At 35.8% G+C, this 14468-nt stretch carries 11 protein-coding genes; 8 read left to right on the top strand and 3 right to left on the bottom strand.

Annotated features, from left to right (window positions below; all coding sequences use genetic code 11):
• Positions 1 to 156 precede the first annotated feature (156 nt).
• From BUB25_RS00290 to BUB25_RS00310, 5 genes are all read left to right on the top strand, one after another.
• Complete coding sequence (locus BUB25_RS00290) at positions 157 to 1692, top strand: S10 family peptidase (protein ID WP_072938012.1); 1536 nt, start codon at positions 157 to 159, stop codon at positions 1690 to 1692.
• A 300-nt stretch (positions 1693 to 1992) separates the two neighbouring features.
• On the top strand, positions 1993 to 3075 hold the full coding sequence (gcvT, locus tag BUB25_RS00295; RefSeq protein ID WP_072938014.1) for a glycine cleavage system aminomethyltransferase GcvT: 1083 nt from the start codon (positions 1993 to 1995) through the stop codon (positions 3073 to 3075).
• A gap of 93 nt (positions 3076 to 3168) precedes the next feature.
• Positions 3169 to 5202 carry a S41 family peptidase gene (locus tag BUB25_RS00300; protein ID WP_072938017.1) on the top strand — a complete coding sequence of 678 codons (2034 nt, stop codon included), beginning with the start codon at positions 3169 to 3171 and terminating at the stop codon, positions 5200 to 5202.
• Positions 5203 to 5307: 105 nt separating this feature from the next.
• A complete protein-coding gene (locus BUB25_RS00305; protein ID WP_072939668.1) occupies positions 5308 to 6021 on the top strand; it encodes a YebC/PmpR family DNA-binding transcriptional regulator in 714 nt (237 codons plus the stop codon).
• A gap of 81 nt (positions 6022 to 6102) precedes the next feature.
• Entirely contained in the window at positions 6103 to 6960 is an 858-nt protein-coding gene (locus BUB25_RS00310; protein ID WP_072938020.1) for an EamA family transporter, read from the top strand.
• 119 nt (positions 6961 to 7079) lie between these two features.
• Here the strand turns inward: BUB25_RS00310 and BUB25_RS00315 are convergent, their stop codons facing one another.
• Both BUB25_RS00315 and BUB25_RS00320 read right to left on the bottom strand, forming a co-directional pair.
• On the bottom strand, positions 7080 to 8120 hold the full coding sequence (locus BUB25_RS00315) for a cysteate synthase (protein ID WP_072938023.1): 1041 nt from the start codon (positions 8118 to 8120) through the stop codon (positions 7080 to 7082).
• Positions 8121 to 8189: 69 nt separating this feature from the next.
• On the bottom strand, positions 8190 to 10250 hold the full coding sequence (locus tag BUB25_RS00320) for a S9 family peptidase (protein ID WP_106357409.1): 2061 nt from the start codon (positions 10248 to 10250) through the stop codon (positions 8190 to 8192).
• A 140-nt stretch (positions 10251 to 10390) separates the two neighbouring features.
• Here BUB25_RS00320 and BUB25_RS00325 point away from each other — a divergent pair, with 140 nt between their 5' ends.
• Entirely contained in the window at positions 10391 to 10711 is a 321-nt protein-coding gene (locus BUB25_RS00325; RefSeq protein ID WP_072939671.1) for a YbaB/EbfC family nucleoid-associated protein, read from the top strand.
• A gap of 64 nt (positions 10712 to 10775) precedes the next feature.
• On the opposite strand, the gene BUB25_RS00330 is transcribed toward BUB25_RS00325, so the two are convergent.
• Positions 10776 to 11801, bottom strand: a complete 1026-nt coding sequence (locus BUB25_RS00330; RefSeq protein ID WP_072938027.1) for a threonine aldolase family protein — start codon at positions 11799 to 11801, stop codon at positions 10776 to 10778.
• 88 nt (positions 11802 to 11889) lie between these two features.
• Here BUB25_RS00330 and prfB point away from each other — a divergent pair.
• Positions 11890 to 12988 (top strand): peptide chain release factor 2 gene (gene prfB / locus BUB25_RS00335; protein ID WP_139256874.1). Its coding sequence is split into 2 segments (ribosomal slippage): positions 11890 to 11952 and positions 11954 to 12988, totalling 1098 coding nucleotides; the frame shifts between segments, so codons are not numbered across the junction.
• Positions 12989 to 13323: 335 nt separating this feature from the next.
• On the top strand, positions 13324 to 14322 hold the full coding sequence (gene lpxD / locus BUB25_RS00340; protein WP_072938029.1) for a UDP-3-O-(3-hydroxymyristoyl)glucosamine N-acyltransferase: 999 nt from the start codon (positions 13324 to 13326) through the stop codon (positions 14320 to 14322).
• Positions 14323 to 14468: the final 146 nt, after the last annotated feature.

Raw genomic sequence — 14468 nt, forward strand, 5'->3', positions numbered from 1 at the left:
CAAATCACCCCATTTGACAGAAATAACATTCCATTTGCCTTAATGAAAACCAACATTATTTCTTACAAAACGGGATAGTATTTTTGCTGTTCTTTTAAAAAAAGCTACTTTAGTGAGCTAAATTGAACTTCCCATACAAACCTATTAAACAATCGTATGAAAAAAACACTATTTTTATTAATCATGGTTGGCTATTTCAATACTTCTTTTGCCCAACAAAATAGTTCACAGCCAAAAGATTCAAAAGGAACAGCTAAAGAGAATAATTCGTCTTCCAATCTCGTTTTTAATCCGGACCAAAATGTGGTCACCGAGCACGCCACAACCATAAAAGGCCAAAAAGTTCCTTACAAAGCCACCACCGGAACAATGCCCGTTTGGGACGAAGAAGGAAAGGCCATTGCAGGATTGTTTTACACCTATTATGAGCGATCTGATGTTAAAGATCGTGCTGCTCGTCCTTTAGTTATTTCCTTCAATGGCGGTCCGGGTTCCGCTTCGGTTTGGATGCATATTGCTTATACCGGACCAACACTTTTAAATATCGACGACGAAGGCTATCCTTTACAACCTTATGGCATCAAAGAAAACCCTTATTCTATTCTGGATGTTGCTGATATTGTTTTTGTAAATCCAGTAAACACAGGATATTCGAGAGCAACGAGTAAAGACATTCCAAAGTCTACTTTTTTTGGTGTAAATGCTGACATTAAATATCTAGCCGATTGGATTAGCGGATTTGTAACACGCAATAATCGTTGGGCTTCGCCAAAATACCTTATTGGCGAAAGCTATGGTACCACCCGTGTTTCCGGTCTTGCTCTTGAATTGCAAAACAGCCAATGGATGTACCTTAACGGAGTCATATTGGTATCCCCTACAACCTTAGGAATAAATCGTGGAGTTGCTGCTGATGCTGCTCTTAAACTGCCTTATTTTGCCGCTACAGCCTGGTATCACAAAATGTTGGCTGCCGATTTGCAGAATAAAGAGTTGACAGCGATGTTACCTGAAGTGGAAGATTTTACCCTCAATGAACTGCTACCCGCTTTAAGCAAAGGAGGTTCTCTTGATGAAGCAAAAAGAAAAGAAATTGCGGCAAAAATAGCGCGTTATTCCGGACTTTCAGAAAAAGTGGTATTACAAAACAATCTTAATGTTCCTTATAATTATTTTTGGAAAGAGCTTTTGCGAGATCAGGGTTACACTGTAGGAAGACTAGATTCACGCTACAAGGGTATTGACCGCAAGGACGCAGGAGACCGTCCTGATTTTAATGCAGAACTCACTTCCTGGTTGCATTCCTTCACGCCAGCCATCAATATGTACCTTCGTAATAATTTAAATTATAAAACCGATTTCAAATACAATATGTTTGGTCCGGTCCATCCTTGGGACAATTCCAATGATTCAAGCGGTGAAAACCTACGCCAAGCCATGGCACAAAATCCATATTTGAATGTAATGGTTCAGGCAGGTTATTATGATGGAGCCTGTGATTATTTTAATTCGAAATACAATTTATGGCAAATGGATCCAAGTGGAAAACTAAAAGAAAGAATGAGCTGGAAAGGATACCAAAGCGGACATATGATGTATCTAAGAAAACAAGATTTGGAAACCGCCAATGAGGACATCCGGATTTTTATCAAACAATCCCTTCCTAAAAATAATCAACCGGCAAAATACTAAAATCATTACAAACTAATCTTAAAAGACAAATAATACCCTAGGGTTTTATTTGTCTTTTTTGCATTTAAAAACGATCCTAATTACAAAATTAAAGCACTCGCTTTCTTTTTAATTTTCAACAAAAAACAAAACCTCATAGAAGTCAAACAGTTAGCTAACACGCTTAATAAAAATCAAAAAGGCTACAAATCACGCATTCAACCACAGAATAACGAAATCGTTTGAATCTGTTTCTTTTTGCCTTTGCCACTCCATAAAAAATCAATAAATTAGCCACTTTAAATTTTATTATAAAAACACATGAAAAATACTGCGCTTACGCACATACACGAAAGTCTGGGAGCCAAAATGCTTCCGTTTGCCGGATACAATATGCCTATTTCATACGAAGGGGTGAATGCTGAACACGAAACAGTGCGTAATGCCGTAGGTGTTTTTGATGTTTCACACATGGGTGAATTCTTGATTTCGGGACCAAATGCATTGGCTTTGATTCAAAAAGTTTGTTCTAATGATGCTTCTACGTTGGCAATCGGCCGAGCGCAATATTCTTGTCTGCCTAACAATGATGGTGGTATTGTAGACGATTTAATCATCTATAAAATGAAAGACGAAGAGTATTTATTAGTAGTAAATGCTTCGAATATTGACAAAGACTGGGAATGGATTTCGGCTCATAATGATTTAGGAGTGGATATGAAAAATCTTTCTGACGACTATTCTTTATTAGCCATTCAAGGCCCAAAAGCAGTTGAATCGATGCAAGCTTTATCATCTATTGATTTGGCTTCAATCCCTTACTATCATTTTGAAGTAGCTGATTTTGCAGGAATTGACAATGTAATTATTTCGGCAACAGGCTATACCGGTTCAGGAGGTTTTGAAATTTATTGCAAAAATGACGAGGTAGAACAAATCTGGAATAAGGTTTTTGAAGCAGGAGCTGCCTATGGAATCAAACCAATCGGTTTGGCTGCGCGTGATACCTTGCGTCTGGAAATGGGCTTCTGTTTGTATGGAAACGACATCAGTGACACCACTTCGCCACTTGAAGCAGGATTGGGCTGGATTACTAAATTCACCAAAGAATTCACCAATTCTGAAAATTTGAAAAAACAAAAAGAAGCCGGTGTTAGCCGAAAACTTATTGCTTTTGAAATGCAGGAACGTGCTGTACCAAGACATGATTACGAAATTGTAGACGCTACTGGAGCCGTAATTGGGATTGTAACTTCGGGAACCATGTCACCCTCTATGGGCAAAGGAATTGGTTTGGGTTACGTAACTGTGGCAAACAGCGCTGTTGATAGCGATATCTTCATCCGAATCAGAAAAAATGATGTTGCTGCCAAAGTAGTAAAATTACCTTTTTACAAGAAATAATTATAGGGTTCACAGTCAAAAAATTATACTTTTTTTAAGCCGTTTTTTTCGAAAAAAGGCTTAATTTTAAGTGCAATTGATGATGGAGGACTCATGAGAAAGCATGCACTGATAGTAGTTTTTTCAACATTTTCGGTCTTTGCCCAAAATGATGCTGAAACGTGTGAAATTCTTTCTAAAATAAATACGCTTATTCAAAGCGAGCACATAAATCCAAAACCGATAGACGACAGCCTATCGGTTTTTGTGTTTGATCACTTGATTAATGAACTCGATCCTTCCAGAAACATTTTCCTGAAATCAGAGTACGAAACCCTTTCTCAAAAATACCGTTTCCATATTGACGATTTTATCAATGCTAAAAATTGCTCTTTCCTGTCAGAAATCATATCGGTATACAAAAAGGATCTTTCAAGAAATAAATCCATTTTAGAAAAAATAAACAACCTAGACATTGATTATGAACTCAAAGATACGGTTCGATTTTACCAGAAATACTTCCCTTTTTACCTGCAAGAGCATCAAGTAGAAAAAGTGTTGATTAAAAAAATAAGATACCAAGTCCTAAATGAAATTGTCTCAAAACACAAGGATTTAGACTCTATAAAAACAAATTTTAAAACCTTGGAATTCGCTTCCAAAAAAATAATTATTGAAAATGAACTCTGCAAAATAAATACCGCATTGCAAAATGAAACCAATTATGATGAAAACATATTCAATTATTTTTGCAATTATTTTGACCCACACACCAGCTATTTCAACATCAATGCTAAGTCTAGTTTTGTGGCTTCCTTATCAAAAGAACATCTTTCGCTGGGAATGAATGTGAGTTTGAACGAAAAAAACGAGATCATCATCAATGAACTGAATCCAAGGGGTCCTGCTTTTCAAACGGGTAAAATAAAAAAAGGAGACCAAATTGTTTCCATTTCGAATTTAAAAGAAAAGATAGATGTTTCTTGTGCTACGCTGGATTTAATTTCGAACATGATTACATCAGATACCAACACGAAAATAAAATTGACCCTCAAAAGAACTCCCAGTAAAATTTTTGATGTATTGGTAGAAAAACAATTGCTGAAAGATGAGGGAAATACGGTTTACAGCTTTGTCGTTGAACATGAAAACGAAAAGTTTGGTTATATAAAAATCCCTAGTTTTTACACCGATTATGACGGAAACAGTGGAAAAGGTTGCGCCGAAGATGCTGCCTTGGAAGCCTTAAAGTTACAGAAAGACAACATCAAAGGACTGATTATCGATCTGACTGATAACGGAGGTGGCTCTATTGACGAAGCCATTAAACTGGCAGGAATGCTGATTGATTCGGGGCCAATTTCAATCATAATTGACAATAAAAAAGTCCCGATGGCTATAAATGATCCTTATGAAGGGATGATTTATAAAGACCCCATTGTTATACTCATAAACAGTAATTCGGCTTCGGCAAGCGAATTCTTTGCTTCAATAATGCAAGACTATAATAGAGCTTTACTGATAGGAGCTTCCACCATAGGCAAAGCAAGCATGCAAACCATACTTCCATTAGAAAAAGATAAGGACACTATTTTTCTAAAACTAACTATCAACAAATTTTATAGAATAACCGGAAAAAGTAATCAGGCGGTAGGAATTATTCCTGATGTCCACCTTCCTGAACTATTTGAAACAATCTATACTAAGGAAACAGACAGTCACACTGCTCTTAAAAATGACAGTCTAGCAGTGAATTTGGAATTCAAACCGTATTCAGACGATACTTTCGTTCGAAAAATCGCAAAAGAAAGCACCGAAAGAGTAGCTGCCAATTCTTATTTTAACGAAATAAAAAGCCTCAACTTAAAATTAGAGAACATCCTTAAGAAATCAAAACCACTAATGCCACTAACAATTGATGCTTTTTTTAAAGAGAGAAAAGAACTGAATTGCCTGTGGGAAGATATTCATGCGCTGGATTCTAAAACAAATGGTCTGGACATTCACAATTCAAACTTGAATCAATTTCTGCTGACGCTTTATCCTTTGGAAAAAACAAGCAACCAATTCCAACTGGAAACTCTTAAAAAAAATCATTATCTCCATGAGGCAATTACCATATTAGAGGATTATAATAGTCTAAAATGAAGTCTCGAGCCAATTATCGGTCTCTTTTCGCAAAAAGAAGATAATTTGATTTTGGTAAAAAAAACTAATAACCGTATTTTTGCGATTCAAAATAACAAATTAGAAATGGGAAGAGCATTTGAATTCAGAAAAGGTAGAAAAATGAAACGTTGGTCAGCAATGGCTAAAGCATTTACCAGAATTGGAAAAGATATCGTAATGGCTGTTAAGGAAGGCGGACCTAATCCAGATGCCAACTCCAGATTGAGAGCCGTTATTCAAAATGCAAAGGCTGCCAACATGCCTAAAGATAATGTAGAACGTGCAATTAAAAAAGCAACCGATAAAGATACTGCCAACTACAAGGAAGTTCTTTTTGAAGGCTATGCACCGCACGGTATTGCGCTTTTAATTGAAACCGCTACAGACAACAATAACAGGACTGTTGCCAATGTTAGAAGTTATTTTAACAAATGTAATGGAACTATGGGAACACAGGGTTCAGTAGAATTCATGTTTGATCATACCTGTAATTTCAGAATTCCCGCCACCGGAATAGATCCTGAAGAGTTAGAATTAGAATTAATCGATTTTGGTGCTGAAGAGGTTTTTGAAGACGAAGATGGAATCCTGATTTACGCTCCTTTTAACAGTTTTGGAACCATCCAAAAAGAGCTAGAGAACAGAGGACTGGAAATTCTTTCTTCCGGATTTGAAAGAATTCCTCAAATCACTAAAAAACTAACAGAAGCTGAAATGGCCGATGTAGAAAAATTGATTGAGAAAATGGAAGAAGACGATGATGTAATGAATGTGTATCACACCATGGAAGAAGCTTAATATATTTCTTTTTATAAAAACAAAAAACTCCAGTTATGCTGGAGTTTTTTATTAGACATCCATTAACTAAAAAAGACAATTATGTTATTTCTCGTCCTTAGCATTTTATGCAGCGTAACGGTAGGAATTATTTTTAAATTTTCTCGAAATTATAAGACAAACGTTCCACAGATTATAAGCTGGAATTATGTTGTTGCTTTATTACTTTGTTATATCTCGTTTCAGCCCAATTTAAAAGAAATAGATGCTACTGCGCCTTGGCATATCTATATCGCACTTGGTGTCTTACTTCCTGCCGTATTTCTTTTTTTGGCTTTATCCATAAAACAAATGGGGATTGCAAAAACCGATGCCGCCCAACGCCTGTCATTATTTATACCCCTATTAGCGGCTTGGTTGTTATTTGGCGAAGCTTTCAGTCCACTTAAAATTATCGCTTTTTGTATCGCCTTAGTAGCCTTATTACTTATTTTATCTAAAAAGGAAGAAAATACAAATAATAAGTGGATTTATCCAGCGACGGTATTAGTTGGTTTTGGAATTATAGACATACTGTTCAAACAGATTTCCTTATTCACCAGCCTGCCTTATACCAGTTCTTTATTTGTTATCTTTTGTTTGGCATTGCTACTGATGACAATCGTACTAATCTATGAAGTGCTATTCAAAAAAGGACAATTCAACAAGGTAAATTTTATTTTTGGCGCCTTAGTAGGCGTTTTTAACTTTGGCAATATCCTTTTTTACTTAAAGGCTCATAAAGCGTTTTCCGAAAACCCTTCAACCGTTTTTGCAGCAATGAATATGGGAGTTATTATTCTGGGGAGTTTTGCAGGTATTTTTTTGTTTAAAGAAAAATTGAGTATAAAAAATTATTTGGGTTTAGTATTGGCTTTAATAGCAATCGTATTAATTGTGGTCACGCAAATTTATATCTGATGTATATATCTTCAAGAAAGTGAACATAAATCCTTATTTCACAGTAAGAACAAAATACAAATACAAAAAAAACTCCAGATTCCTCTGGAGTTTTTTATTATAGCTAAAAATAGAATCCTCTATTTTATAAGTTCGATTTTTTGAGCTTCTTCTTCATTAACGCTGTCAAAGAACCCTTGTTCATTCATCCAGTCATCACTAAATACTTTGCTCATATAACGCGAACCGTGATCAGGGAATATCGCAATAACATTGCTGTTTTCGTCAAATTCTCCTTCTTCGGCATATTGCTTTATAGCTTGTAAAACGGCACCCGAAGTATAACCTACAAACAATCCTTCTTTTCTTGTAATTTCTCTTGCAGAATGAGCACTTTCCTCATCTGTTACTTTCATGAACTTATCGATCATGTCAAAATCTGTAGCCGATGGAATTAAATTTTTACCTAAACCTTCTATTCTGTATGGGTAAATTTCGTCGTTATCAAATTCTCTTGTCTCATGGTATTTTTTCAATACAGAACCAAAAGCATCCACTCCAAGCACTCTAATATTAGGATTTTGCTCTTTCAGGAACTTTGCCGTTCCAGAAATCGTTCCTCCAGTTCCACTACAAGCGATAAGATGGGTAATTTTTCCGTTAGTCTGCTTCCAAATTTCCGGTCCGGTTGATTTATAATGCGCATCAATATTCAACTGATTAAAATATTGATTGATATACACAGAACCTTTAGTTTCTTCGTGCAATCTTTTGGCAACATTATAATAAGAACGTTCATCATCGGCAGAGACATGGGCAGGGCACACATAGACTTTGGCACCTAAACTGCGAAGCATGTCAATTTTATCTTTAGAAGATTTTGAGCTCACAGCCAGAATGCAGCTATATCCTTTGATAATACTTACCATTGCTAAACTAAAACCGGTATTTCCTGATGTAGTTTCTATAATGGTATCTCCTGGCGATAATATCCCTTTTTTTTCTGCCTCTTCAATAATATATAATGCGATTCTATCTTTTGAGGAATGTCCCGGATTAAAAGCTTCTACCTTGGCATAGAAATTACCTTCTAACTTTTCGGTGACTTTATTTAGTCTAATAAGCGGTGTATTACCTATTAATTCTAAAACGTTATTGTAAGCGTTTATTTCTTCTTTCATAAAAAAATAGTTAATCTAAGCCTATTTTATTTGACTTCGATACGTTGCAAATTTAACAAAAAAATCCAATTACTTATTAATTTTCTCTAAATCTAACAAAAAACTAAATTCTTTTGATAGTTCTTTAAGTGCTTCAAATCTCCCGGAAGCCCCGCCATGACCCGCATCCATATTCGTATCCAGATACAAAACATTAGTATCTTTTTTTATCTTTCTCAGTTTAGCCACCCATTTTGCCGGTTCCCAGTATTGCACCTGAGAATCATGAAGTCCTGTAGACACGTACATATTGGGATAATTTTGCTCTTTGACATTGTCATAAGGAGAATAAGATCTCATGTAATCGTAATATTTTTTCTGGTTTGGATTTCCCCATTCGTCATACTCCCCGGTAGTCAAGGGAATTGTATCGTCAAGCATTGTGGTCATAACATCAACAAAAGGAACTTGTGCAATAACTCCTTTATACAATTCCGGTGCCGTATTGACAATAACTCCCATCAATAAACCTCCGGCTGAACCTCCTTCGGCATATAAGTGTTCTGACGAAGTATATTTTTGATTAATTACATATTTAGAACAATCAATAAAGTCTGTAAATGTGTTTTTCTTTTTTAACAGTTTTCCGTCTTCGTACCATTTTCTTCCTAGATCTTCCCCTCCACGAATGTGTGCAATAGCATAAATAAATCCTCGATCTAAAAGAGAAAGCCTTGTTGACGAAAAGTAGGCATCCATTGAATGTCCGTAAGAGCCATAAGCATACAATAATAATGGGTTTTTACCGTCTTTTTTCAGTTCTTTTCTATAAACCATAGAAATAGGCACTTTGGTTCCATCAGCGGCTGTAGCCCAAACGCGTTCTTCGGTATAATTATCCTTATTGAATTTTCCTCCTAAAACCTGCTGTTCTTTTTTGATTTCTTTTTCTTTAGTTTTCATGTTAAAATCAATAACCGAGGCTGGTGTCGCCATCGATTGATAACCGTAACGCAAAATATCAGTATCAAAATCTACATTGGTTGTGGTATAGGCAGTATAGGTTTCACTTTCAAAAGGCAAGTAATATTCTACATCTCCATTCCAAGGTTTTATTCGAATTCTATTCAAACCATTACTACGCTCAGAAATCACTAAGAAGTCCCTAAAAATATCAATATCTTCCAAAAGAACATCTTCGCGATGCATAATTACTTCTTCCCAATTTTCAACTGAAGTAGCTGTTTCGAGCGTCTTCATTAATTTAAAGTTTGTCGCTTTGTCTTTATTGGTTACAATGTAAAAACTGTCTCCAAAAAAAGAAATACTATATTCCAGTCCACGTTTTCTTTTTTGAAAAACTTTGAATTTACCATCAGGATTATCGGCCAATAAAGTCCTAAACTCTGTTGTCAAGGTACTTGAAGAACTGATTAAAATGTATTTTTTTGATTTTTCTTTTCCAACGCCTACATCATAAGTTTCGTCTTTTTCAAAATAAACCAATTCATCTTTTGCTGTTTCTTCTCCTAATTTATGTTTGAAAACCTTATCCGAACGCAAGGTTTTTTCATCTTGTCGGGTATAAAAAATAGTTTTGTTATCATTAGCCCAGGTCGAACTTCCTGTAACATTTTCGATCTTATCTGCTAGAATTTCTCCAGTAAAAAGATTTTTAACATGTAAAGTATAAATTCTTCTGCCCACTAAATCCAAAGCATAGGTCGCATATTGATTGTCTACACTGATACTCAATCCGCTTAATTTAAAATACTTGTGTCCTTTAGCCAGTTCATTGCAATCAAACATGATTTCTTCTTTGGCCGAAAGACTCTCCTTTTTTCTGGAATAGATTGGATAATCCTTTCCTTTTTCAAAACGGGTAATGTAGTAATATCCGTTATAGAGGTAAGGAACTGATTCGTCATCTTCCTTAATCCTCGCTTTCATTTCCTCAAACAATTCTTTTTGAAAATCTTTAGTATGAGCAGTCATTTTTTGATAATACTCATTCTCTTTATTCAGATAATCAATAACCTCCGGATTTTCTCTGTCCTTCAACCAAAAATAATCATCTATTCTTACATCTCCGAACTTCTCTAACTTTGTAGGTATAATTTTAGCAACTGGCGGCTGTATTTTTTCTGTCATTTGTTGTGCTTTCATATTTGTAAATGAAGTTACAAAAATAACACAAAGACAGTGTAAAACGATTGGATTTTTCATCTAATAAATTGATTATTGCATCAAATATAGTAATTTCGTACTCCAATAATTTAAAAAACAGCAAAATGGATTTAATGGGAATGATGGGTAAATTAAAAGAAACCCAAAATAAAATCGAAGAAACAAAAAAACGTTTGGATACGGTATTGGTTGACGAACAAAGTACGGACGGTTTATTAAAAATAACCATAACTGCCAACAGAAAAATTAAGGCGATCACAATTGCCGATGAGTTGATGGAAGACAAAGAACAACTGGAAGATTATATGATTTTGGTCTTAAACAAAGCCATCGAAAAAGCCACAAAAGTAAACGAAGCTGAACTTGATGCCGTTGCCAAAATGGATATGCCAATGATTCCAGGCATGGATAATTTATTCAAATAAAAAAAAGGTTTAAAGTTTTAGACAATCCTAAAACTTTAAACCTCTTTTTAAAAAATTCTTTAAGTTACCACACTATTTTCTGCAATGTTTCCAGCACATAAGTATGCATTACTTCTCTGTAATCAAGATGTGTTACAATTCTAAGTTTGCCATGCCCCATAGAACTTATAGAGATATTCTTTTGTTTTAATTTTTCAATCAAAAGTTGGTCACTGTATTGGGAAGCCAATGAAAAAATTAAAATATTAGTTTCAACCGGCTCAACAGTCGCAACCCAACTTGATTTACGCAGTACTTCGGCCAATTCCTTTGCTCTTCTGTGATCTTCGGCCAGACGTTCTAAATTATGATTTAAAGCATAAATTCCTGCGGCAGCAAGATAACCTACTTGCCTCATCCCTCCTCCTAGTATTTTTCGCACTCTTAAAGCACGATGAATCGTTGCTTTATCTCCTAAAAGCATAGAACCTATTGGAGCGCCAAGTCCTTTGGAAAAACAAACAGAAATAGTATCGAAAATTGCTCCAAAAGATTTAGGATTTTGTTTTTTGGCAATCAAAGCATTCCAAATTCGGGCGCCATCCATGTGAAACTTCAGATTATTGGCCACACAGACTTCTTTTATCTTTTGCAAATCCTCTATTTCATAACAGGCTCCGCCTCCTTTATTGGTCGTGTTTTCGACACATACCAAACTTGTTAACGGGCTGTGATAAAATTCAGGGTCATTTATCGCTGCCGCCACTTGTTCTGCGGTAATCATTCCCCTGTTTCCATCCAGTAAACAACAGGAAACCCCACTATTAAAAGACACACCGCCACCTTCGTAATGATACACATGCGCATATTTATCGGCTATCAATTGTTCCCCAGGCTGGGTATGCAATTTAATGGCCGCTTGATTAGCCATAGTCCCTGATGGAAAAAATAATCCTGCCTCCATTCCAAACATTTCAGCAACTCTTGCTTCCAATTCTATAACGGTAGGATCTTGTTTGTATACATCATCACCCACTTGAGCATTAAACATGTACTGCAACATTTCATATGTTGGTTTGGTAATCGTATCACTAACTAAATTTATCTCCATCTATATTTTTTATTTTAAATCAAAACAAGTTCCGCTTGTTCTTAAGCAAAAAATTTTCTTACTTTTGCTTGACAAAATTACATAATTTATGACAACTACCGAACAAATTAAAGGTATTGTGGAGCGCCTTGGTGCGTTGAGGAGGTATCTTTGACGTTGATGCCAAACTAATTGAAATTTCTAACGAGGAAGAAAAAACTTTTGCTCCGGATTTTTGGAATAACACCAAAGAAGCTGAATTAATTGTAAAAAACCTTCGAAACAAGAAAAAATGGATCGAAGATTACAATAAAGCAGTCGAAATGACTGATGAATTGCAATTGGCCTATGAATTTTACCGAGAGGGAGAACTTACGGCAGAAGAACTGGACGAACAATATAAACGCACCGAAAATCATATTGAAGCCATTGAATTCAAGAATATGCTTTCGGATGAAGGAGATACCTTAAGTGCTGTATTACAAATAACAGCCGGTGCCGGCGGAACTGAAAGTTGTGACTGGGCATCGATGCTAATGCGTATGTACATGATGTGGGGCGAAAAATATGGCTTCAAAATAAAAGAATTAAACTTTCAAGCAGGAGATGTAGCAGGAATAAAAACTGTAACTCTTGAATTTGAAGGCGATTATTCCTTTGGTTATTTAAAAGGAGAAAACGGCGTACACCGATTGGTGCGTATTTCCCCTTTTGACAGCAATGCCAAACGCCATACTTCGTTTGCTTCCGTTTATGTGTATCCGCTTGTGGATGACAGCATCGAAATTGACATAAATCCTGCCGATATTGAAATTACAACTTCAAGGTCCAGTGGTGCCGGAGGGCAAAATGTAAATAAGGTGGAAACCAAAGTCCAATTATTTCATAAGCCTACCGGAATTCAAATTCAATGCTCGGAAACCCGTTCTCAACAGGACAACAGGCAACGCGCCATGCAAATGTTACGTTCTCAATTATACGAAATTGAGCTAAAAAAGAAACAAGCACAACGCGCTGATATCGAAGCCGGCAAAATGAAAATAGAATGGGGGTCCCAGATCAGAAATTATGTCATGCAGCCCTATAAACTGGTCAAAGATGTCCGTACGGGCTATGAAACCAGTAATGTTGATGGTGTGATGAATGGCGAAATTGACGAATTCCTTAAAGCCTATCTGATGATGATGGGACAGAAAGAAGAAGAATAGAATGATTCTTACTAAAAACTATAATCCTACAGCAAGCAAAAAGCTATACTGTAGGATTTTTTTGTTTACTATTTAAAGTTAATCGGAAAATTCAGGATAATGTTTTAGGATTATTTTTTTTGTGAATTTGCCGATAAAACACCTGTTTATAATCCCTCAGAAACCACCATAGCGGTCAAAAACATTCCCTTTTATCAATCCATATACAGTATATTTATTTCAAAAAAAATAACAATAACATTTTATTGTTGTTAAAGAATCTGCAAATGTTAGGAATTACAAGTCTAAATCATTTTATTTGAAAAATATTAAACTTCAAATTCAACAAATACTTAATGAAATCCTATTCAGTCCAACAAATCAACGAAGTCCTTAAAGGTACCATTTTAGGTCATACACAACAATCTATAACTGCACCCGAGCAATTAGAAGTTGCCATGGAAACTGAAATTTCATTTATTGGAAACAAGAAATACGAAAAACTTTGGTCAGCTTCCAAAGCTTGTGTGGCGGTTGTGAACGAGGATATTTCAATCGAACCAGGAGAGAACAGAGCTTTTATAAAAGTTAAAAATGCGGATTTGGCCATGTCTCAAGTACTGACTCTTTTTGCACATCCCATGCCAGAATTCTACATCGATATTCATCCAACGGCAGTTGTAGATAAAACGGCAATTATTGGAGTTGGATCAAAAATTGGTGCAGGATCGTATATTGGCCCAAGAGTTAAAATAGGCGAAAACTCTATTATTTATCCTAATGTGACTATTTTGGATGAATCTACCATAGGAAAAAACAGTGTAATTTGGTCCGGGACCGTAGTCAGAGAGCGTTGCCACATCGGTAATGATTGTATCATTCATCCCAATGCGACTATTGGCGCCGATGGATTTGGTTTTCGTCCTTGTCCCGAAAGAGGCTTGGTCAAAATACCACAAATAGGAAATGTAATTATTGGCAACGGAGTTGAGATTGGTGCTAATTCCTGCGTAGATAGAGGAAAATTCAGCTCTACAATAATTGGTGATGGTTGCAAAATAGACAATTTAGTCCAAATAGGTCATAACAGTAAACTAGGCCGTTTTTGTATTATGGCCGGAAGCAGCGGACTGGCTGGTTCAGTTACTTTAGGAAACGGAGTAATTATAGGTGGTAGTGCTTCTATTAAAGACCACGCTACATTAGGAGATGGCGCCGTTGTGGGTGCGGGTTCCGGAGTCACTTGCGATGTTCCTGCCGGTAAAACAGTATTGGGCTATCCAGCTGTAGAAGCGCGAGACGCCTTAAAACAATGGGCTATCTTAAAAAGATTAGTCAACGATTCAAAAAAGTAATCCTCATTATTTATAAATCAAACAAAAAAAGAAAACAGAAATAAACAACTGTTTTCTTTTTTTGTTTTTGAACTAATACGAAGAAATATATAATTCCATTTCTAAACTAAATAATACCATCAAATATTTCGAAGGATTTCGTATTT

The sequence above is a fragment of the Flavobacterium granuli genome (assembly GCF_900129705.1).
Classification (GTDB): Bacteria; Bacteroidota; Bacteroidia; order Flavobacteriales; family Flavobacteriaceae; genus Flavobacterium; species Flavobacterium granuli.